The organism is Arthrobacter sp. THG-b23 (assembly GCF_059091265.1).
In genome coordinates this window covers 32,963-54,885 of sequence record NZ_JBNHGM010000007.1, presented here as the reverse complement: position 1 = coordinate 54,885, position 21,923 = coordinate 32,963, and the positions used below count along the sequence as shown (strand labels likewise).

The 21,923-nt window shown below is 69.1% G+C and carries 15 protein-coding genes; 5 read left to right on the top strand and 10 right to left on the bottom strand.

The genetic code is table 11. The annotated features are described in order from the left end of the window. The 3 genes from AC5RVD_RS12960 to AC5RVD_RS12950 all read right to left on the bottom strand — a co-directional run bounded on the left by AC5RVD_RS12960 (position 1) and on the right by AC5RVD_RS12950 (position 3,063). A complete protein-coding gene (locus AC5RVD_RS12960; protein ID WP_494127132.1) occupies positions 1–1,095 on the bottom strand; it encodes a DegT/DnrJ/EryC1/StrS family aminotransferase in 1,095 nt (364 codons plus the stop codon). Beyond that, the gene (locus AC5RVD_RS12955; protein WP_494113383.1) at positions 1,092–1,712 is read right to left on the bottom strand and encodes an acyltransferase; all 621 of its coding nucleotides are present in this window, start codon (positions 1,710–1,712) and stop codon (positions 1,092–1,094) included. The genes AC5RVD_RS12960 and AC5RVD_RS12955 overlap by 4 nt, the downstream gene beginning before the upstream one ends. 61 nt (positions 1,713–1,773) lie before the next feature. Next, complete coding sequence (locus AC5RVD_RS12950) at positions 1,774–3,063, bottom strand: nucleotide sugar dehydrogenase (RefSeq protein WP_494127131.1); 1,290 nt, start codon at positions 3,061–3,063, stop codon at positions 1,774–1,776. 153 nt (positions 3,064–3,216) lie between these two features. Between AC5RVD_RS12950 and AC5RVD_RS12945 the strand changes: the two genes are divergently transcribed. After that, the gene (locus tag AC5RVD_RS12945) at positions 3,217–7,167 is read left to right on the top strand and encodes a type VII secretion EssC family protein (RefSeq protein WP_494127130.1); all 3,951 of its coding nucleotides are present in this window, start codon (positions 3,217–3,219) and stop codon (positions 7,165–7,167) included. On the opposite strand, the gene AC5RVD_RS12940 is transcribed toward AC5RVD_RS12945, so the two are convergent. Next, positions 7,139–7,555: a hypothetical protein gene (locus AC5RVD_RS12940; RefSeq protein WP_494127129.1), complete on the bottom strand. Its 417-nt coding sequence runs from the start codon at positions 7,553–7,555 to the stop codon at positions 7,139–7,141. The genes AC5RVD_RS12945 and AC5RVD_RS12940 overlap by 29 nt on opposite strands. Before the next feature lie 275 nt (positions 7,556–7,830). Between AC5RVD_RS12940 and AC5RVD_RS12935 the strand changes: the two genes are divergently transcribed. After that, positions 7,831–8,079: a WhiB family transcriptional regulator gene (locus AC5RVD_RS12935; protein ID WP_086994524.1), complete on the top strand. Its 249-nt coding sequence runs from the start codon at positions 7,831–7,833 to the stop codon at positions 8,077–8,079. Positions 8,080–8,155: 76 nt separating this feature from the next. Here AC5RVD_RS12935 and AC5RVD_RS12930 read toward each other — a convergent pair whose 3' ends face one another. The 4 genes from AC5RVD_RS12930 to AC5RVD_RS12915 form a co-directional block, all read right to left on the bottom strand. Next, a complete protein-coding gene (locus AC5RVD_RS12930; protein ID WP_494113692.1) occupies positions 8,156–9,631 on the bottom strand; it encodes a sensor histidine kinase in 1,476 nt (491 codons plus the stop codon). A gap of 1 nt (position 9,632) precedes the next feature. Then, entirely contained in the window at positions 9,633–14,465 is a 4,833-nt protein-coding gene (locus AC5RVD_RS12925; protein ID WP_494127128.1) for an NAD-glutamate dehydrogenase, read from the bottom strand. 78 nt (positions 14,466–14,543) lie between these two features. After that, positions 14,544–15,857, bottom strand: coding sequence for a CpaE/TadZ family protein (locus AC5RVD_RS12920; RefSeq protein ID WP_494127127.1), 1,314 nt, complete (start codon positions 15,855–15,857; stop codon positions 14,544–14,546). Then, the gene (locus AC5RVD_RS12915) at positions 15,854–16,501 is read right to left on the bottom strand and encodes a hypothetical protein (RefSeq protein ID WP_494127126.1); all 648 of its coding nucleotides are present in this window, start codon (positions 16,499–16,501) and stop codon (positions 15,854–15,856) included. Before AC5RVD_RS12915 ends, AC5RVD_RS12920 begins: the two co-directional genes overlap by 4 nt. A gap of 242 nt (positions 16,502–16,743) precedes the next feature. Between AC5RVD_RS12915 and AC5RVD_RS12910 the strand changes: the two genes are divergently transcribed. Then, positions 16,744–16,959 (top strand): helix-turn-helix domain-containing protein, encoded by a 216-nt coding sequence (locus AC5RVD_RS12910; RefSeq protein WP_493979122.1) that lies wholly within the window; start codon positions 16,744–16,746, stop codon positions 16,957–16,959. A 4-nt stretch (positions 16,960–16,963) separates the two neighbouring features. Here the strand turns inward: AC5RVD_RS12910 and AC5RVD_RS12905 are convergent, their stop codons facing one another. Next, on the bottom strand, positions 16,964–17,524 hold the full coding sequence (locus AC5RVD_RS12905; protein ID WP_494113696.1) for a hypothetical protein: 561 nt from the start codon (positions 17,522–17,524) through the stop codon (positions 16,964–16,966). A gap of 178 nt (positions 17,525–17,702) precedes the next feature. Here AC5RVD_RS12905 and AC5RVD_RS12900 point away from each other — a divergent pair, with 178 nt between their 5' ends. Beyond that, complete coding sequence (locus AC5RVD_RS12900) at positions 17,703–18,425, top strand: LysM peptidoglycan-binding domain-containing protein (protein ID WP_494113697.1); 723 nt, start codon at positions 17,703–17,705, stop codon at positions 18,423–18,425. Positions 18,426–18,544: 119 nt separating this feature from the next. Continuing rightward, positions 18,545–19,174 carry an Rv3235 family protein gene (locus AC5RVD_RS12895; protein ID WP_494113698.1) on the top strand — a complete coding sequence of 210 codons (630 nt, stop codon included), beginning with the start codon at positions 18,545–18,547 and terminating at the stop codon, positions 19,172–19,174. Between the two features lie 8 nt (positions 19,175–19,182). Here AC5RVD_RS12895 and secA read toward each other — a convergent pair whose 3' ends face one another. Next, positions 19,183–21,909 carry a preprotein translocase subunit SecA gene (secA, locus tag AC5RVD_RS12890; protein ID WP_494113699.1) on the bottom strand — a complete coding sequence of 909 codons (2,727 nt, stop codon included), beginning with the start codon at positions 21,907–21,909 and terminating at the stop codon, positions 19,183–19,185. Between the last annotated feature and the right edge of the window lie 14 nt (positions 21,910–21,923).

Below are 21,923 nucleotides of genomic sequence, written 5' to 3'. Positions count from 1 at the left end.
TCAGGCACCTGCCTTCGCGAGGGCGTTGACCGCGGTGGCGATCCGGTCCAGGTCCTCGGCGTCGAGGGAGGGATGCACCGGCAGCGAGAGCACCTCGGCGGCCGCGGCTTCCGTCGCCGGCAGGTCCGCGGCGGTGTTGAAGGAGGGCAGCCGGTGGTTCGGGATCGGGTAGTAGACGCCGGACCCGATCCGGTATTCATCCTTCAGCGCCGCGGCGAACCGGTCGCGCTCCCCCGCGCCGATCCGCACCGTGTACTGGTGGTAGACGTGCACCGCGCCGTCGGCCACCCGGGGGGTGCCCACGCCGTCCAGGTTCGCGTCGAGGAACGCGGCATTGGCCCGGCGCCGGTCGGTCCAGCCGAGGACCTTGCCCAGCTGCACCCGGCCGATGGCGGCGTGCAGGTCGGTCATCCGGGCGTTGAAGCCGACCAGTTCGTTCTCGTACTGGCGTTCCATGCCCTGGTTGCGCAGCAGCTGCAGCCGGCGCGCCACCTCGTCGCTGCCGGTGGAGACCATGCCGCCTTCGCCGGAGGTCATGTTCTTGGTCGGGTACAGGCTGAACATCGCGAACTCGCCGAACGTACCCACCGGGCGGCCGCCCAGCGAGGCCCCGTGGGCCTGGGCGGCGTCCTCGAAGAGCAGCAGCGACTTCTCCGCGGCCAGCCTGCCCAGCGCGTCCATGTCGGCCGGATGCCCGTACAGGTGCACCGGCATGATGGCCTTGGTCCGCCCGGTCACGGCGGCGCGGACCGCGTCAGGGTCCAGGCAGTAGTGCTCCGGCTCGATGTCGGCGAACACCGGGGTGGCGCCGGTCAGGGCCACCGAGTTGGCGGTGGCCGCGAAGGTAAAGGACGGGACGATGACCTCGTCGCCGGGCCCGATGCCGGCGGCCAGCAGGCCCAGGTGCAGGCCCGAGGTCCCGGAATTGACCGCCACCGCGTGCCGGCCGTCCAGCAGCACCTGCGAGAACTCCTGCTCGAAGGCGGCCACCTCGGACCCCTGCGCGAGCATGCCGGAGGCCAGCACGGCGTCGACCGCGGCCCGTTCCTCGTCCCCGATGATCGGCTTTGCCGCCGGTATGAAGTCCTTGCTCACAACTGTTCTCCTCCGGTCTCGTCCGTAACTTCGTGCAACACGCCCTCGTCCTCCCGGTATTTGGACCCGGTCGCCGGGCACACCCACGCCGACGGATCCGCCGGGTCCTGCGCCAGCCGCTGTCCGGCCCGGCCCACCCAGCCGATCCGCTTGGCCGGAACCCCGGCCACGAGGGCGAAGTCGGGCACGTCGCGGGTGACCACGGAGCCGGCGGCCACGGTGGCCCAGGCGCCAATGGTCACCGGGGCCACGCAGACCGCCCGCGCGCCGATCGACGCGCCGTCGCGGATGTCCACGCCCACCGGCGTCCAGTCCTCGGCGCTCTTCAGCGAACCGTCCGGGGCGACCGCCCGCGGGTAGGTGTCGTTGGTCAGCACGACCGCCGGGCCGATGAACACCCCGCGGCCCAGCCGCGCCGGCTCGTACACCAGCGCATAGTTCTGGATCTTGCAGTTGTCCCCGGCCTGCACCCCGGTGCCGATGTAGGCGCCGCGGCCCACGATGCAGTTCTCTCCCAGCACGGCGCCCTCGCGGACCTGTGCCAGGTGCCAGATCTTCGTGCCCTCGCCCAGCCGGGCGGCGTCGGCGACGTCTGCCGAATCGGCGATGAACGCCATGGTTTCCCTCTTTCCGCTCACGGCCGCTGCGCCGCCGTCGATTCCGTTTTCGTTCCGGCGCTCAGGGCTTGCCGATCACCCGGTACGCCACGCCCGGCCAACGCCCAGCCGAGCTGACCCGCCGGCCGTCGACAAATACCTTCACGCCGGGCAGATCGTCCGGTCCCAGGTCCGAGTATTCGGCGTGGTCGGCCTGCACCACGGCGGCGTCGGCGGGCTCGCCCAGATGGTAGGGCGTGAAGCCCAAAGCCGTGAGCTCGGCATCGCTGAACATGGGATCATGCACGACGGCGGTGCCTCCCCGCGCGTTGATCGCCTCCACCGCGCCGAACACCCCGGAGAACGCAGTCTCCTTCACGCCGCCGCGGTAGGCCGCGCCCAGCACCGCCACGCGCGCACCGGCAAGGTCGCCGTATGCGCCCTCCAACAGGCCGATCGTATAGTCCGGCATGCCCGCGTTCGCCGCCCGCGCCGCAGCGACCACCGTGGCCGACGGATCGTTCCACAGATACAGCCGCGGGTACACCGGGATGCAGTGCCCGCCGACGGCGATGCCGGGCTGGTGGATATGGCTGTAGGGCTGGGAGTTGGACGCTTCGATCACCTGATAGATATCGATACCGGCGGTGGCCGCATAGCGGGCGAACTGGTTCGCCAAACCGATATTCACGTCCCGGTAGGTAGTCTCGGCGAGCTTGGCCAGCTCGGAGGCCTCTGCCGAGCCCAGGTCCCAGACACCGTTGCCGCGCGGCAGGTCCGGCCGGTCGTCGAAGTCCAACACCGCCTCGTAAAACTCCTGCGCCGCGGCAGCACCGGCCGCGGAAAGCCCGCCGACGAGCTTGGGATACTTGCGCAGATCCTCGAACACCCGCCCGGTCAGCACCCGCTCCGGGGAAAAGACCACGTGGAAGTCCTCGCCCTCGACCAGCCCGGAGCCGGCCTCGAGCATCGGTTTCCACCGGTTCCGGGTGGTGCCCACCGGCAGCGTTGTCTCGTAGGAGACCAGCGTGCCCGGCGTCAGGTGCCTGGCCAGCTCCTGCGTAGCAGCATCCATCCAGCCGAAGTCGGGCTTGGCCTCGGCGTCCACGAACAAGGGCACCACCAAAACCACGGCGTCGGCTCCCGGCACCGCGTCAGCATAGTCCGTGGTCGCCCGCAGCCTGCCGGCAGGCACCAGCTCGGCCAGCCTGTCCTGGAGTCCTGCCTCCCCGGGGAACGGTTCGCTGCCCGAGTTGACCAGGTCAACCACGGCGGGGTTCACGTCCACGCCGACGACCTCGTGCCCCTTTGAAGCGAACTGGGCCGCCAACGGCAACCCGATCTTTCCCAGAGCAATGACAGCGATCTTCAAGAGCTAAGGCCTTTTCTCGTTGTGTCGGTGTGCGGGCCTTTCGGCCCAGAGTCAAGGGTATCGCTTGTTCACGGCAGCCTTCGGTTCCGCAGTTATCCACAAACCGGGCGAAGCACAGGAAAGTAGCGCGCCCTTCTGCCTAGGTTCCTTGTCATGGTCCTCCACCTGACGCTCGCGGCCGCCCCCGGCCTTCGGGCCACCGCCGCGGCCTGGGTCGCCGCGAATGCCGAGGCGGTCGCGGGGCTGGAAAGCGGAATAAGCGCGGCGCCGTTGGCGGCCTGGCTGCGCGGGCGCCTGCCGGGGGTGGCCTTCACGGTGGCCGGACGGAGGCTGTCCTCCCTCACCGCGGGCGTGTCCCCGCTGGTCGACGGCGCCGTCGTCGTCTGCGCCCCGGACGCGGCGGTTGTGCCGCGCCGGGAAGCACCGGCGCTGCCGCCGCTGCTGCTGGCCGTCACTGCCGGGCCCGACGCCGGCCGCCTGTTCGCCCTCACGCGCGGCCGCTTCACCGTCGGCCGGCATGCCTGCGCGCTGACCATCGCGGATCCTGAGTTGTCTCGGCTGCATGCCACCGTGGAAGTCACCGACCGCCAGGTGTTGCTGCGCGACGCCGGGTCGTCCAACGGCATCGTCCGGGGCGGCAGGCGGACCAGGCAGGTCGTGCTGAGGGCGGGGCACACGGTGCGGATCGGCGGCAGCCGACTGCAGCTGGTCGTGGGCAGCGAACCGGGTGAACCGTTCCGGCCGGACACCGACCTGACCGTTCCGGTGCCCGTGGCTGAAAAGCCTCCGGAGCAACGGAGCCGGACGACGTTGCTGCTGGCCGGGCTTCCGTTGCTCGCCGGCCTGGCGCTGGCCCTGCTGACGGGGCTCTGGTTCTTCCTGGTCTTCAGCGCCATGTCCCTGCTGGCCGCCGCCGTGCCCTGCGCCGCCGGGCGGCGGCAGCGTCGCCGCTACCGGGCCGCGGTGCTTGCTGCGGCGGAAGCGGACGCCCGGCGGCGGCGCCGGGCGGCCCCCGGCCCCGCCGAGCTGACCGTGTCCCTGTTGCGGGCGGGCACGGGGCTTTGGCGTCCCGCCGCGGACCTGAGCCCTCCGGCACGCCCGGCCCACGTGTGGCTGCGGCTGGGGACGGCCAGCCTGCCGGCCCACATCGGCTCGGCGTCTGCGCCGGTCGCCGAGCCTCCCGCGCCACAGGACGTTCCGCTGTGTGTGGATCTGCTCGCCGAGCCCCGGCTGCGGTTCCAAGGAGCACCGTCCGGGCTGGAAGGACTGATGCGTTCCGTCCTGCTGCAGTTGGCCACACGGGCAGCGGGAACCTCTCTGCGTGTTGTCTGTTATGCGTTGCCGGAGTCGCTTCGAGCGTCGGCCCGGTTCCTGCCGGGGGTGGATCTGGTGGACCGGCCCGGGCAGCTGGCGGAGCGGCTCTCCGCCGGCGGCGGCACCATAGTGCTGCTGGTAGCCGGACGCGGCGGCGAGGCGGCCCGGCTCCTGGCGGATTCAGGACCGCCGGCCGCGCAGCTCTGGTTCGGCGGCCAGGCCGCATCCGGGACCCGGATCATCGTGGCCGGACAGGAGTCCCGCCTGACCGCCGACTCAAGGGACGTCGCGTTTTCGGTGGATCTGGTGTCGGCCCCGACGCTGGACCGCTTTGCCCGGCTGGCCGCCGCGGCCATCCCGGGCACGACGCCACAGGCGGCCGGTTCCGTGCCGGCGCGCTGCCGCCTGCAGTCGATGCTTCCGCCGGAGCCGCTGGCAGGGCGGTGGTCCCGCGGCGACCACCATCCCGGCCTCATCGCTGTGCCGGGTGCCGGCGCCGCGGGACCGCTGGCGCTCGACCTGGCCGTCCACGGGCCGCATCTGCTGGTCGCCGGCACCACCGGCTCCGGCAAGTCCGAACTGCTGCGGAGTCTTGTGCTCTCGCTGGCCCTAACCAAGTCCCCGAACACGGTGAATTTCCTGCTGATCGACTTCAAGGGCGGTTCCGGGCTCGGCCCGCTCGCCCGGTTGCCGCACTGCGCCGGCCTGCTCACGGACTTGACGCTGGAAGCAGTCGGCCGGTCGCTGGCCTGGCTGCAGGCGGAGGTGCGCCGCCGCGAAGCCCTGCTGGCCGGCCGCGGCATCGGCGACATCGCGGCCTGCCCGCCGGGCACCTTGCCGCGGCTCGTCGTCGTGGTGGACGAATTCCGGATGCTGGGCGAGGACGCGCCGCAGGCACTTCCCGAGCTGATGCGCGTGGCCACGGTGGGCCGGGCCCTGGGCATCCATCTGGTGCTGGCCACGCAGCGGCCGCAGGGGGCGGTCTCCTCGGACATCCGCGCGAATATCACCACCATGATCGTGCTGCGGACGCAGAACACGGCCGAGTCCCGCGACCTGCTGGACTCGCCCGTGGCCGCCGACATACCGGTGACCGCAAGGGGCAGGGCCTACCTGCGCATCGGCACGCAGGATCCGGTCCCCTTCCAGTCGGCCTCCAGCACCTTGCCGGCCGCCGGCCCCCTCCCGGCCTTCCGGACCGTGGACGAATGGCTGGCGGCGGAACCGCCGGCGGCGGTTGCCGCGGAGGGCGCCGGAGAGGTCGAGCGGCTGGTGGCCGAGGCCGCGGCCGCCTCCCGTGGCCTCGGCCTGGCGGAAGCCCGGCGGTTGCCGCCGGCCCTGCCGGCGAGACTGGCCGTCGCCGACCTGGCCGGGCCCGGGCCGGTCGCCCCGGCCCGCTGTCCCGGAGGCGGCGACGGCGGGAGCCAGCGCCCCGCCGGCGCCTTGCCTCACGACGGGGACAGCCTCGCGATCGGGCTGCTGGATCTGCCGTCCCGCCAACGGCAGGTGCCGCTGCACTGGCAGCCGGAGCGCGACGGCCACCTTGCGGTTCTCGGCGTGGAGGGAGGAGGGCACCGGGAGTTCTTGCGGGCCCTGGCGGCACAGGTCCTGGGCGGACGGGTGGAACGACACTGCTACGTGCTGGACGGTGACGGTTCGCTGGGCCCCGCCTCGGGCGCCGGCCGGACGGGCGCCTACATGGGCCCCCAGGACACCGAACGGGCGGCAAGGGTTTTGCGCCGGCTGGCCAACGAGGTCGCCTCCCGGCTCGGCGGCCTGGCGTCGGCAGATGGGCCTGCCGAGCCGGCGGCCACCGTTCCGTTGGTCGTGTTCGTCAGCGGGTGGGGCCGCTGGCTCAGTGGCTTCCGGGCCGGCCGGCTCGGCTGGGCCGAAGACTGTCTGCAGGATCTGGCCCGCGACGGCCAGGCGACGGGCGTTGTCCTGGTTGTGTCCGGAGACCGTGAGCTGTCCGGCAGCCGCTTCCTGCCGCTCATGGCCAACCGGCTTTACCTTCCGACCGGCGCCGGTCCCGAAACGTTGCTGGGCTGGCCCCGCCTTCCTCCCATGGACGCGGTGCCCGGCAGGGCTTTGGTGCAGGGGCGGATCGGCGGCGACGGCGGGGTCTGCCACCTGACCACCGATCCGGCCGGCTGCCTCCCGCCGGCCGACGCCCGCACCCGCCCCTTCAGGATAAAACCGCTGCCGCTGACGGTTTCCGCAGCCACGCTGCCCCGCGCATGCCGCGGGCAGCCGGTGATCGGCGTGGAAGGCGACGAGCTTGAGCCCTCCACGCTGGCGCTGGCCGCCGGCGAGGTGTACCTGGTCCTGGGCCCCGAAGGCAGCGGTAAGACCAACCTGCTGGTCCTCCTGCAGCGGTCGTTGGAGGGACTAAGGCCGTGTTGTGCACCGCCCCGCGACGGAAACGCCGACGAATTCTGGGCCGGACGCGCCGCCGCCGGGCGCGGCGCTGTCCTGTTGGTCGACGACGCCGAGGCCCTCGGCGGGCGTGCCAACGGAGCCATCGCCGCCTTGGTCGCCGCCGGCGCATCGGCCGTGGTGGCTGCACGCCCGGGGCCCTTGCTGCCGCAGCAGGTTCCGCTGGCCCTGCAGGCCAGGGCCAGGGGGCGCGGCATGGTCTTGGCGCCGCGGGCGGGCGCGGATGCGGACTTCTTCGGGGTGCGGCTCGACGACGGGTGGAGGCCGCCGGGACGCGGCTACCGGATCGATTCCGGCCGGGCCGTGCCGCTGCAGGTAGCCGTGGCTACAGGGCGCGGGGAGCGGCGCCCCTGACCAGAAAATCCGTCACGGGCTTGGTCAGCAGCAGGAAGAAGGAGGCGCCGGCCGCCACCAGCAGGACGGGGCCCAGCAGCAGCTGGCCGCCTTGGATCATGGAGATGGCCACCACCACCACGAAGACCTGCCACACCAGTGCAGCAGCCCGCGTCCAGCGGTATCCGCGGAACAGGAAGTGCCCGACGACCAGCAGCCAGAGGCCGAAGACCAGCATCAGGACCAGCAGGAAGACGCTGCTGGACAGGGATATCGGGGTCTGGGTGGCCAGCCCGTAGCCGTACAGGGCGGCTCCGCCCAAGAGCACCAGTGCTTCCAGGACCACTGCCGCCGCGATGATTTTGATGGCGATGGGACGGGCGGCAGGGGCGGATGACGGTGCAGGCATTGACACACTCGCACCCTACCTTAGATAGTCGGATTATCGCCTGCAGATGGCCGGGCACCGGTTCCCGGCCGGTGCCGAACCATATCACCCTGTGACGAATGACTCAGGTATTACGGCCGGTTAAGTCCGCATGACCTCTTGTTTACGCGGATTTAACATGAAACGCTTGATGGCGAAGCGCAGAGGGGGCCGGTCGGGCTCCCTTTTCTATGAGTCTGTTCGTGAATGTTTTCACAAAAACCACCGGACACCATTTAAAGGAGTATGTGATCAGCATGGATTGGCGTAGCCGCGCGGCATGCCTGGACAAGGACCCGGAACTGTTTTTCCCCGTGGGGAACACCGGGCCGGCACTCCTGCAGATCGAAGAGGCCAAGAGCGTCTGCCGGCGCTGCCCGGTGATTGATACCTGCCTGCAGTGGGCCATCGAGTCCGGCCAGGACGCCGGTGTGTGGGGAGGCATGAGCGAGGACGAGCGCCGGGCGCTCAAGCGCCGCGCCGCCCGGGCCCGCCGGGCGTCCTGACCCCAAGACCCCCAGTTTGGCGAGAGGCCGCTGCCGGATTCGGCAGCGGCCTCTCGCGTCGGCGGCCTGCCCGCGCTCAACGGGCACCCCTGTTGTTGAGCACCAAGTCGATCCGCACACACGTTCCCCCGCCGTCGCGCGGGGTCCATTCGATCCGGCCGCCCAGTTCGCTGGTGACAAGCGTGCGGACAATCTGCAGACCCAGGCCCTCCCCCCGCGGTTCCTCGGGCAGGCCCACGCCGTCGTCCTCGACCGAAACGGTCAGCAATTCGTCGTCGCCGCGCCGGCTCCGCCGGGCAGTCAACCGGACCGTGCCGTGCCGCCCGGCCAGCCCGTGTTCGACGGCGTTCGTGACCAGTTCGTTGATCACCAGGGCCAGCGGTGTGGCGAACTCGCTGGGCAGTTCCCCGAACTCGCCGCTGCGCTCGGTGCGGACAGCTTGCGTGGGCGAAGCCACTTCCGCCGAGAGCCGGAACTGACGCCCGATCAGTTCGTCGAAGTCCACGTTCTGCGCCAAGCCCTGGGACAGCGTTTCGTGAACCAGCGCGATCGTGGCGACGCGGCGCATGGCCTGTTCCAGCCCCTGTTTCGCCTCGTCGCTGACCATGCGGCGCGACTGCATGCGCAGCAACGCGGCCACCGTCTGGAGATTGTTCTTCACGCGGTGGTGGATTTCCCGGATGGTGGCGTCCTTCGACACCAGCTCCATCTCCCGCCGGCGCAGCTCCGAGACGTCCCGGCACAGCACCAGGGCGCCGAAACGCTCCTGCTCATTCCTCAGGGGGATGGCCCGCAGCGAGAGCGAGACGCCGCGGGATTCGATCTCCGTGCGCCAGGGCATGCGCCCGGTGACAACCAGCGGCAGGGTTTCGTCGACCATGCGCCGGTCCTTGAGCAGTGCCGTTGTCACTTCGGCCAGTGAGCGGCCTTCCAGGGACTCGACGTCGCCGAGCCGCCGGAAGGCCGAAACACCGTTGGGGCTGGCGTACTCCACTACCCCGTCGGCATCCAACCTGATCAGGCCGTCGCCGACCCGGGGCGCGCCGCGGCGCGACCCGGTCGGCGAGGCGAAGTCCGGCCACAGTCCCAGCGTTCCCATCTTCAGGAGGTCGTAGGCGCACTGCCGGTAGGTCAGCTCCAGCCGCGACGGCATCCTGGAGCTGGACAGGTCCATGTGCGACGTCACGATCGCCAGCGTCCGGCCGTTGCGGACCATGGGCACCGCCTCCACCCGCATCGCCATCTCCGTGGTCCAGTCGGCCTCCGACGACCGTTCGATCGTCTGCGACTGGCGTGCCTGGTCCACCAGCGGCTTGAGGTCCTCACGGATCCGCTCCCCCACGAAGTCCCGGTGGAACACCGTGTGGGTGGTCGACGGCCGCACATGCGCCAGCGCCACGTAGCTCCCGTCCGGCGTCGGGAACCACAGGGCCAGATCGGCGAACGCCAGGTCCGCGATCAGCTGCCAGTCGCCGACCAGCAGATGGAGCCACTCCGCGTCACCCGGTCGAAAGTCGGCGTAGTCGCGGATGGGATCGGTGAAGATGGCCAAGCTATCGCCGTACTGTCGAGCGCATCAGTCGCAGTGCCACGGACAACGACGCCATGTCGTCCTGTTCGAGCTTGTTCACTTCCTCGAACATGTCCCGGGTGCGCTTGATGTTCTCCGCGTTGGCCCGCTCCCACTCGTCGAGCCTGGCCTCGGCCTGCTCCCATGCCGGGGTGCTTTGCATCACCGCTACGGTGATGTCCGTGACGGTCGTGTACAGGTCGTCGCGCATGGCGGCCCGGGCCAGCGACTGCCACCGGTCCTCCCGCGGCAGCGACGTGATGCGCTCCAGCAGGTTGTCGACGTCGAACCGATCGTAGACCGCGTAGTAGACGCGGGCGACGGACTCGACCGGTTCGTCCATCTGCCCGGCGATGCGGGCAACGTCGAGCAACCCGAAGCTCTCGAACTGCTCGGCCCACTGCCGGGCGATCCCTTCCGGCAGCCCGCGTTCTTCGGCGGTTTCGAGCCATTCGTGCACGCGGGCCAGGTCATCGCCGCGCAGGTACTTGACCAGGTTGTTGCGCAAGGGATCCATTTGCGGCTTGAACATTGCGACGCCTTCGGCGACCGGGGTTCCGCTGTCAACATGGTTGATGTACCAACGTACCGCCCGGTCCAGCAGGCGGCGCATGTCCAGATGCACCGTGCACCACAGGTCCGTCGGGAAGCTGGCCGGCAATGCGTTCAGGGCCTCCACGAGCTTGTCGAACTCATAGATCTCGCGCAGCGCCACGAAGGCCCGTGCCACGTCGGCCTCGGAGACGGATGTTTCCTCCATGACCCGGAACGCGAAGGTGATGCCGCCCATGTTGATCATGTCGTTGGCAACGACGGTGGCGATGATCTCCCGGCGCAGCGGGTGGCCTGCCATATCGTCCCCGAACCGCTCGACCAGCTGGTGCGGGAAGTAGCCGCGCAGCACACCGTCGAAGAACGGGTCGTCGGCCAGATTGCTCTCGGTCAGCGCATGGGTCAACTCAATCTTCGAATAGGCGGCCAGCACGGAAAGCTCCGGTGAGGTCAGGCCCTGGCCGGCGCCGATCCGTTCGTGCAGCTCCTCGGTGGACGGCAGCGCTTCGAGCTGCCGGTCCAGGTCCGCATGGTTTTCCAGCCAGTCCATCAGGCGTTCGAAGCTGGGGCTCCACTCGATGATGCGCTGGCGGTCGTTGAGCAGCAGGACGTTCTGGTCGATGTTGTCCTGGATGACCAAACGGCCGACTTCCTCGGTCATCGAGTGCAGCAGGTCGGCACGCTCCGCTACCGGCAGTTTTCCGGCGGCGACCATCTGGTCCACGAGGATCTTGATGTTGACCTCGTAGTCGGAGCAGTCCACGCCGGCGGAGTTGTCGATGGCATCGGTGTTGAGGATGATCCCCTGGCTGGCGGCTTCGATCCGGCCGTGTTGGGTCATGCCCAGGTTGCCGCCTTCGCCGATCACCTTGACCCTCAGGTCGGCGCCGTTGACGCGGATGGCGTCATTGGCCTTGTCGCCGACTTCGGCATTCGACTCGGTCGAAGCCTTCACATAGGTGCCGATGCCGCCGTTGTACAGCAGGTCCACCGGCGCCTTCAGGATGGCCTGCAGCAGCTCGGGCGGACTCATGCTCGTGACCTGCGGATCGAGGCCGAGGACCTCCCGAACCTGCCCGGACAACGGGATCGACTTCACCGACCGCGGGTAGACCCCGCCGCCGGCGCTGATCAGCTTCTCGTCATAGTCGGCCCAGGAGGACCGGGGCAGCTCGAACAGGCGCCGGCGCTCCTGGAAGGAGGCAGCGGCGTCGGGGTCCGGGTCCAGGAAGATATGCCGGTGGTCGAAGGCTGCGACCAGCCGGATGTGCTCTGACAGCAGCATCCCGTTCCCGAAGACGTCGCCGCTCATGTCCCCGACCCCGACGACGGTGAAATTCTCGGTTTGGGTGTCGACGCCGAGTTCGCTGAAGTGCCGCTTGACCGATTCCCAGGCGCCGCGTGCGGTAATGCCCATTGCCTTGTGGTCGTAGCCGACCGAGCCTCCGGACGCGAAGGCGTCACCCAGCCAGTGGCCGTATTCCAGCGAGATGTCGTTGGCGATGTCGGAGAAGCTCGCCGTCCCCTTGTCCGCGGCGACCACCAGGTAGGTATCGTCGCCGTCCAGCCGGACAACCCGCTCCGGGGGCACGACTTCCTGGCCGGATTCGGTCCGGACCAGGTTGTCGGTGATGTCCAGCAAGCCGCGGATGAAGGTGCGGTAGCTTTCCTGCCCTTCCGCCATCCAGGCCGCGCGGTCCACGGCGGGGTCGGGCAGCCGTTTGGCGTAGAAACCGCCCTTCGCGCCGGTGGGCACGATAACCGCGTTCTTGACCGTCTGCGCCTTGACCAGTCCCAGGATCTCGGTGCGGAAGTCCTCCCGGCGGTCAGACCAGCGGAGTCCGCCGCGGGCAACATCGCCGAACCGAAGGTGGACGCCTTCGACCCGCGGCGAGTAGACCCAGATCTCATACTTTGGCCGCGGGAACGGCGCACCGTCGATCCGCGACGGGCTGAGTTTGAAACTGAAGTAGGGCTTGTCCTGGAAGTAGTTGGTGCGAAGCGTCGCGTCGATCAGGTTCGCCAGCGAGCGCAGCACCCGGTCGGCGTCCAGGGTGGGCACGGCTTCGAGTCCGGCTGCGAGCTCGGAACGGGCGGCCTCGACCGCCGCCTCGCGGTCACCGTCCAGGTCCGGATCGAAGCTGGCGTTGAACTCCGCCAGCAGGGCGCGGGCCACTGCCGGGTTGGCCAGCAGCGTGTCGGAGACGAAGGCGTAGGAGACCAGGTTGCCCAGCTGCCGCAGGTAGCGGGTGTAGGCGCGCAGCACCGCGACCTGGCGCCAGCCGATGCCCTCGGCCAGGACCAGCCGGTCGAAGCCGTCCGACTCGCTGCGTCCGGTGACGGCGGCGCCGAAGGCTTCCTCGAGCAGGTCGCCGGTGGCGATCGGATCGACGCCCGCCGGGTACCGGAGGCCGAAGTCGTACAGGAAGTAGTCTTCGCCGTCCGCAGTGGCGATCTCGAACGGGCGCTCGTCCAGTACCTCCAGCCCGGTGTTCTGCAGCACGGGCATGATGTTGCTCAGCGACCGCGCCTCCGGCAGGTACAGCTTCAGCCGGGCGTCGGCGGCGAGGACGTCGGCGCTGTCCTCGGGGACATAGACGTGCAGCACCGGGGCGGCCCCGGCGTCGCCTCCCTCATAGTTGCGGAAACGGTCGATGTCCTCGAGCGCGTCTTCCACTTCGTAGTCCACCCGGTAGCTGGGCGGGAACGCGTCCTTCCAGTTCGCCGAGAGGCGGGCAGCCTCCTCGCCGTCGAAATTGGCGCGCAGCACCTCTTCGATGCCCTCCGACCAGGACCGGGACGCCTGGGCCAACCGGCGCTCAAGGTCGGCGGTATCGACCTTCGGCACCGTGGAGTCACGCTTGAGCCGGATGCGGAAGAACAGACGGGCCAGGGCGGATTCCGACATCCGCGCCTCGTAATCGATGCTCTGCGGGTCGAAGGTGTTGCGCAGTTCCTGCTCGATCCGCAGCCGGACGGCTGTGGTGTAGCGGTCGCGCGGCAGGAACACCAGGGCAGACACGAACCTGCCGTAGGCGTCGGTGCGCAGGAACAACCGGGTCCGGCGCCGCTCCTGCAGCCGCAGGATGCCCATCGCGGTCGCGGCCAGCTCCTCGGCGTCCATCTGGAACAACTCGTCGCGGGGGTACGTTTCGAGGATCGACAGCAGGTCCTTGCCGGAGTGCGAATCGGCCGGGAAGCCGCTGTGCTGCAGCACTGCGGCGACCTTTTCCCGGGCAATCGGGACGCTCTTCACCGAGCGGTTGTAGGCGCTGGTGGCGAAGAGGCCGATGAAGCGGCGCTCGCCGTCGACGTTGCCCTGCGCATCGAAGCTCTTCACGCCGATGTAGTCCAGGTACGCCGCACGGTGCACCGTGGAGCGCGAATTCGCCTTGGTAATCACCAGCGCACGCTTTTCCCGTGCGCGGGCGCGGCCTTCTTCGGTGAGGTGCTGGATCCGCTTCGTGTCACCGATGTGGCGCATCATGCCCAGGCCGCTGTCCTCCCGGACCAGGAGCACGTCTTCGCCGTCCTGGGTGACGAGATCGTATTCGCGGTAGCCCAGGAAGGTGAAATTCCCGTCGTCGAGCCACTCAAGCAGCGCCTTGGCCTCCTGCAGGTCGGGAATCTCGTCGGCGCCTGCGACCGAATCCAGCGACGCGGCCACCTGCCGCACCTGCCGGCGCATGGCCGGCCAGTCCTCGACCGACGCGCGGACGTCCGCCAGGACGCTCTTGAGTCCGGTCATCAATTCGGCGGCCTTTTCCGGCTCGATCCGTCCGGTCTCCACGGCCATCCAGGACTCGATCCGCAGGACCTGGTCGCCGCCGGTCTCAAACGATCCCAGGTGCGGCAGTGCCGCCGTGTCCCCGCTGGAGACCCCGGCGGCGACGGGCACCTGTTCCACGCCGGCGAGGTCGTGGCTGTCCCGGGCCCGGGTGGTCACGAAAGTGGGGTGCATGATCATCCGGATGGCGATACCCTGCCGCAGCAGCTCGGCGGTGACCGAATCGACCAGGAACGGCATGTCGTCGGTGACGATCATGACCACGCTGGCCTCGGGTTCGTCGCGGATGCCGATCACCGGCTGGGCCGGCGGCCGGTGGACTGCCAGCTCCCGATGCGCGAGCGCACGGGCGCGGAGCACATCCGGACTGTAGCTCGCGGCATCCTCCGCGGCCAGGTGCTCGTAGTATTTGGCGATGAATTCCTCGTCGCCGGTTGCTGAGCTGGACAGATCCGCCATGCTGGATCCAGTCGACATGTAAAACGCCTCCGATAGGTGTGTCCCGACCGCGCCGTTGCGGTCCTTTGGCTAGCCTAACGCGGTGCGTTCAAAACTTCACTTTGGCCGGGTACGGCGGCGGATTCCCCGCCTGGGCGCCGCCGGCCGGCTTCCTGCCAGCCCGGCGATGGCGTGCCGCAGCACAGATCCGGGCGCGGTCTCCAACAGGACCGAACCGCCCAAGAGGGCGGCATCGGCCGCGGCGGAATCGGCCGGCAGCAGGGCGCGGATGTCACGCGCGGGCCCGAACCGCTCCCAGGCTTCCCGCAGCTGTGCTTCCGGCCGGGCTCCCACGGCTGCCGCCCGAACCTTGTTGAGCACGACTTCTGCCGGGGCCGAGGGGACTGCGTGCGCCAACTCGTCCAATCCGCGGACCAGCCGCGGCAGCCCCACGGAATCGGCGCTGCCCACAGCAAGCACCCGGTCCGCCGCCTGGAGTACCCGCAAGGTGGCGCCGTTGCGCCGGGGCGCCATCGAGTCAAAGCTCAGCTCCTCGTCGTGTTCCAGCGAGAAACCGCAATCCACGACGACGGTCTCCGCCACCGCCCGCGCCACCTCCAGGACCTTTCCAAGCGCCGATGGCCTCAGCTCGGTCCACCGGTCCACCCTGGTAATCCCGGTCAACACCAGCATCGAGGTTCCGGCCACGGCCACCTTCAGGCAGACCCGCTCCAAGGCCTGAAGATCCAAGACGCCCTGGTCCGCCAGCCGGCAAGCGTGGGCCAGGGCGGCGGATTCGTCGAGCAGGCCGAGGAACGCGGCCACGCTGGCCCCATAGGTATCCGCGTCCATCAGCAGGGTCCGCCGCCCGGCGGCGGCGTATTCGGCCGCGAGGTTGACCGCCACGGTGGTGCGTCCCGGCGCCCCGGCCGGACCCCACACCGCGACCAGTTCGCCCTTCGGCCCTGCAGGTACCGCTGGTCCGGGTTCAGCGCCGTGCGCGTGCAGGGCCCGGGCTGGGTCGGCAAGCGCCGCCGGTCCGGGCGCCGCAGCCCGCCCGGCCGCCCCGGCCGGTGTCAGCGAGCCCAGCTGTGCGACCGACTCGGCTACCAGTGCCGTCAGGGCCACGGGTTCGACGGTTTCGGGACCAGTGCGTATGCCGAGGGCTTCGAGCCGGAGTCGTTCGCCGCCGTCGTCGGTCAACGCCACCACGGCAACCTCGGCGCTGTGCAGCCGCTCCAGCACGCTGCCGTCGAGTTCCCGGGTCCTGCCTGCCACGATGGCGGCCCGGGCCAGCCCGGACTGCGCCGCCGCCAGCAACTCAGCGAGCTCGGTGCAGCGCCGGACCACCGTCACGGGTCCATGCAGCCGTTCCAGGCCCGCGACGAAGTCGGCGGCCGCTGTGCCCAGCGTGACGACCGGCAGGCTCATGGGGTGCCGGCCGGGTTGAGTACGACGTTGATGCGGGCCCCGTTGGCGAGTGCATGCAGCAGCGCCGGCATGGTGTCATCCCCCACCAGGACGTGCAGCCGTTCCGCTCCGGACGAGCCGAAAGCGGTGGTGGCGTCGGTCAACTGCGACACCTCGGCCGCCTCGAGCAGCCTCTCCGGCTGCTTGAAACCGTTCCGTCCGTCGGGCAGCGAAACCCAGACATCCACCCTGGAACCGGGGCCGGCGCCCTCGGGCAACGGGCTCTCGATGTTCAGGCCGATCGGCTTTCGGTCCAGGTCGTCGGCAACACCCAGCACGGAGGCCGGCAGCAATTCCCCGCCCCGGACCAGTGCGGTGGCGACGGCACCTGCCGGCAGCCCCGATGCTGCCGGCAGGTAGCGGCCCTCGGCCTCGCCCAGCCGGACATCGACGACGACGACGTCCGCCGCTGAGATCGGTTGTCCCACCGCGATGTCCGTCCTGGCTGCCAGGACACCGGTGGTTTGGTCCGCGCCGGTTACCAGCGCGGAGACGCCGGCCACCGAAGCCAACACCAGCAGCAGTCCCACCAGCAGCCGGGGATCTTTCCACGACGGGCGTTTCAGCCGTTGTGCGGTGGTTTTTTCGGCGATGGCAGCGCTCACGGATCTTCCCCCTCAGCCCCGCGCCCCGAAAGGGACAGCCACGCTGCGGTCCGAACAAGGGCTTCGAGGCCGCGGGTGGCACCATTCTGATCGGGGCGGCAGGGAAAGGGAACCGACGGCGGCCGATCGGCCCCGGTCTGTGGAAAAACTTTTCGGGTCAACAGCACGGCAGGAGCCGGATCAAATGACATCAAACGATGCCATAATGTGGGAAAACTATCCCCGTCTCAAAGGATCTGTCCATGCCACGGTTCCTGACTCTGTCCGATGTGGCGGAGGAGTTGCAGATCTCCTCGTCGCAGACATATGCCCTGGTCCGCAGCGGCGAACTTCCCGCCATCCAGATCGGCGGCCGGGGCCAGTGGCGCGTCGAGCAGGTCATGCTCGATCAGTACATTCAGGACAAGTACGCCCAGACGCGGCGGCTGATCGAAGAAGCCAAGTCGACCACCGAATGAGCATCTAGTCCGGGCTGCGCGATACGAGGGCGGCAAGGGCCGGGAAGGGCACCGTGTAGACCGACCGGACATTTGCCGCGCGCCGGTCCTCGCCCGAGGGCACGGCCGCGACGTCGAAGGAGTCCGCCCCGACCCTGTCGATCACCCCCTCCGCCGCAGGCACGCCCGAACTGTCTGACAGATAGACGGCGACAGGGGCGCGGTCGCGGCCAACGGCCCGAAGCGCGGAACCGAGCCCGAGCCGACGCGCTCCGGACTTGTCGCCAACCGCATGCCGGCCCATGCCTTCGAGCATTTGGAGGGCAGCCAGCGGCACGAGCATGCTCCGCACGCCCTGGTTGAGCACCAACCAGGTTGATCCGACATGGGCCAACGTCCCCTCGAACCTGAGGTCTGCGCCGAGACGCACGCGCAACCAGCTTCCCAGCTGCCCCCGAAGCCTGTCGGCCAGATCCACCGCGGCCAGCTCGATCCGGGCACGCTCGTTGGCCTCGGCTTCCAGCTCCAACCGGTCCGCGGCGTGTAGCTGGGTCTCCAGATCGGCAAACAGGGCGTCCCAACGCATGGCGCCAGCCTAGGAACTTCGATCAGTTTCCGTCAATCGAAAACCAACCACTTTACAACAAGCCTCAACCAATGCCACCATGGGTGCCCAAGCAGCAACAAAGAGCAACAAACTGCATCAAACTGCATCAAACTGCATCTCACGGAGTCAAAGCAGATCTCGACCGGAGGCGCTTCCCATGCTCAGAACCACCGCCGATCTGGCAACCGCAGTACTGGTCACGGGTTGCGCCGCCGTGCTGATTCTCGCCGGGACCGAAGTAGCCGCCGGCGTCACGTGGCCGGCGCATAACTATCAGGACCTGCTGGCCGTCCTGTCGATCGGCGCCGGCGCGGCCGTGCTCTGTTGGCTGCTCCTGGGCATGGCAGCAGCTGCCGCCAGCGCCGTACTGGCCAAGACCGGCCACCGGCGCCTGGCGGCTCGGTGGGCCGCCCTGAGTCCCGCGTTCCTGCGGCGCTTGGCGGGCGCGGTCGTCGGCCTCAACCTGGTGGTGGTCGCCGGGGCCCACGCGGGGACCACAACGCGTGCGGCAGAACCCGCGGCCGGGAGCCGCATCTCCGGCGCCGCCGTCGTGGATCCGCAGTGGCAGCCGGACGGCCCGGCAAGTCCGGCAAGTCCGCCGGTGGATCCCTTATGGAAACCCGCGCCGCCGGCCGCGGCACCGGGCGTCGTCGCCAAGCCGCTGACCAGGCAGACTCCCGGGAACCCGCGGACCGTTACCGTCACCGCCGGCGACTCTCTCTGGCATCTCGCGGCCGCCGAGCTGGGCCCGCTGGCGACCGACAGGGAAATCGCCGAGCGGTGGCCCGATTGGTATGCCGCCAACCGGACCGTCATCGGCCTCGACCCCTCGCTGATCAAACCGGGGCAAACCCTCGTCGTGCCGCCGCCGGGGCAGTGACTCTTTACGGCGGGGCGGAGAGACGCACAGCCCCGCGGACCACGGACGCCGCGAGGCTGGCGGAGCGGCTGGAAGTCAGGCCAGTACCAGTGCAGTACCAGTGGAAGGAAGGGCAGGACATGGACAACGTGCGACACCTCCCGGCGGTGCAGGCGCCGGGGAAAGAAGCCGCCGCGGGCGCGGGAATCCAGGCGCTGGCACCCGCGAGCGGGGAGCCTCGGCCCCTGACGGTCCGGCGGGTCAGGCCGGCGGGGCCGGACGGCTACTTTGCCCCGGTCATCCGGTTGCAGCCCAGGCGGCCGGAGGACACCGGGGCCCACGGGGCAGCCAAACCCGTTGCAGTGCCCCGGCCAATTCCGCTGCCCGTAGGCGGGGATCCGGAGGCGGAGGCCGAGTTGAGCCACGTCACCGCGACGGCCCGGTCCGTCGCGCAGGCCTGCCTGGAGGCCGTCTCCGGCACGCGACCGGTCCATCAGCTGGCCCGCTGGCTCGACCCCGCCAGCTATGAAAAGCTGGTCCACCGCGCGGACATCGTCAGGGCGCACCAGGCGAAACTGCGTTCCGATGGCCGCGCCCCGCTGCGGCTGCACCGCAGCGCCGTCGTCCGCTCCTCCCGGGTGTGCCGTGCCGCCGACAGCGCCTATGAAGCGTCCCTCGTGGTGGCCGAGACCCGCCGGATTCGCGCCGTAGCGCTGCGCCTGGAGTTGATCCGCGGACTGTGGAAGGTCACGGCCCTGGAGATTGGCTGAACCCGAAACTACTTCCGGCGCTTGCCGCTCTTGGCGGGCCGCTTGTCCCTGGCGGGACCTGCCGCCTTGGCCGGAGCCTGGCGCTCGACCCGCGTCTCGGCCTCCCCGGACGCGCTGGGCGCCGTGAACTGGAGGGCGACCGGGCGCTGCGGAGCTTCCAATCCTGCCGCAGTGATCTGCGGCCCCGCCGCCGCCCGGGCATCTGCGACCCCGGGGACAGTCGCGGCGGCAGGCTGCTGCACCTGGACCTCGAGGTTGAAGAGATAGCCAATGCTCTCTTCACGGATGGACTCCATCATGGCCTGGAACATCACGAATCCCTCGCGCTGGTATTCGACCAGCGGATCGCGCTGGGCCATGGCCCGCAGGCCGATGCCCTCCTTGAGGTAGTCCATCTCGTAGAGGTGTTCCTGCCACTTCCTGCCGATTACCGAGAGCACAACGCGCCGCTCCAGTTCGCGCATGGTCTCGGAGCCGAGTGTCTGCTCACGCTGCGCGTAGGCGACCTTGGCATCGGAGACAATCTCTGCGCGCAGGAAGTCTGCCGTGACTCTCGAGCGCCCGCCGGCTTCCTCCAGCACCTCGTCGATCGTCAGTTCGATCGGGTAAAGCTGCTTGAGGTTGGTCCACAGCTGCTCGTAGTCCCAGTCGTCGCCATGGCCCTCCATGGTGGCTTCGTTGACCATGGCCGTCACTACGTCCTCGAGGAAGAACGAGACCTTCTCGTGCAGGTCGTCGCCTTCCAAGATCCGCCGCCGGTCGTTGTAGATTGCCTCGCGCTGCCGGTTGAGCACGTCGTCGTACTTCAGCACGTTCTTGCGCTGCTCGGCGTTGCGGCCCTCGACCTGTGCCTGGGCGTTCTGGATGGCCTTGGAAACCATCTTGGACTCCAGCGCCACGTCGTCGGGCATGCGGGAGGAGTTCATGATCCGCTCGGCCGCACCCGAGTTGAACAGCCGCATCAGGTCATCGGTCAGGGAGAGGTAGAAGCGCGATTCGCCCGGGTCGCCCTGCCGGCCGGAGCGGCCGCGGAGCTGGTTGTCGATGCGCCGCGATTCATGCCGCTCGGTACCCAGCACGTAGAGCCCGCCGAGCTCCTTGACCTCGTCGTGCTCGGCCTGCACGGCTTTCTGGGCCGCCGCCAGGGCGCCGGGCCAGGCTGCCTCGTATTCCTCCGGATTCGCCGCGGGGTCCAAGCCGCGGCGTTCCAACTCGGCCACGGCGTTGAATTCGGCGTTGCCGCCGAGCATGATGTCCGTACCGCGGCCGGCCATGTTGGTGGCCACCGTGACGGCACCCTTGCGGCCGGCCTGCGCGACGATGGCCGCTTCCCGGGCGTGGTTCTTGGCGTTGAGCACCTCGTGCCGGATGCCCTGTTTCGCCAACTGCTTGGACAGGTACTCGCTCTTCTCCACGCTGGTGGTGCCCACCAGGACCGGCTGGCCCTTTTCGTGGCGCTCGGCGATGTCCTTCACGACGGCGTCAAACTTGGCGACTTCGTTCTTGTAGATCAGGTCCGACTGGTCGAGCCGGGCCATCGGCTTGTTCGTCGGGATCGGAACCACGCCGAGCTTGTAGGTGCTCATGAACTCGGCCGCTTCCGTTTCGGCGGTGCCGGTCATGCCCGACAGCTTGCCGTAGAGGCGGAAATAGTTCTGCAGGGTCACCGTGGCCAGCGTCTGGTTCTCGGCCTTGATCTCGACGCCCTCTTTGGCCTCGATCGCCTGGTGCATGCCTTCGTTGTAGCGCCGGCCGGCGAGGATACGGCCGGTGTGCTCGTCGACGATGAGCACCTCGCCCTTGAGCACCACGTAGTCCTTGTCCCGCTTGAACAACTCCTTGGCCTTGATGGCGTTGTTCAGGAACCCGATCAGCGGCGTATTCGCCGATTCATACAGGTTGTCGATGCCGAGGTAGTCCTCGACCTTTTCGATGCCGGACTCCAGCACGCCGACGGTGCGCTTCTTCTCGTCGACTTCGTAGTCCTCGGTGTCCTTCAGCCGCATCACGACGCGCGCGAATTCGGTGTACCAGCGGTTCACGTCGCCGGAGGCCTGCCCGGAGATGATCAGCGGGGTACGGGCCTCGTCGATCAGGATCGAGTCGACCTCGTCCACGATCGCGAAGTGGTGTCCGCGCTGCACCAGTTCGTCACGGCTCCAGGCCATGTTGTCGCGCAGGTAGTCAAAGCCGAATTCGTTGTTCGTGCCGTAGGTGATGTCCGCCGCGTACTGTTCGCGGCGCGTCGCCGGGTTCTGGTTTGAAAGGATGCAACCGCTGGTCAGGCCCAGGAAGCGGTAGACGCGGCCCATCAGGTCGGACTGGTACTCGGCCAGGTAGTCGTTGACCGTCACCACGTGGACGCCCTTGCCGGTGAGCGCGTTCAGGTAGGCCGGCGCGGTGGCCACCAGTGTCTTGCCTTCACCGGTCTTCATCTCCGCGATGTTGCCCATGTGCAGTGCTGCGCCGCCCATCAGCTGGACGTCGAAGTGGCGCAGGCCGAGCGTGCGGCTGGCGGCTTCCCGGACAGCGGCGAAGGCTTCGGGGAGCAGGTCGTCCAGCAGCTCGCCGTCCTGGTAGCGCTGCTTCAGCGTGTCGGTTTCCCCGCGCAACTCGGCATCCGTGAGGGACTTGAAGTCCTCTTCCAGGACGTTGATCGCATCGGCGTAGCCGCGCAGCCTCTTTAGCGTCTTCTTGTCGCCGGTACGAAGCACACGCTCGAGAATCGTTGGCACTACATTGCTCCCAG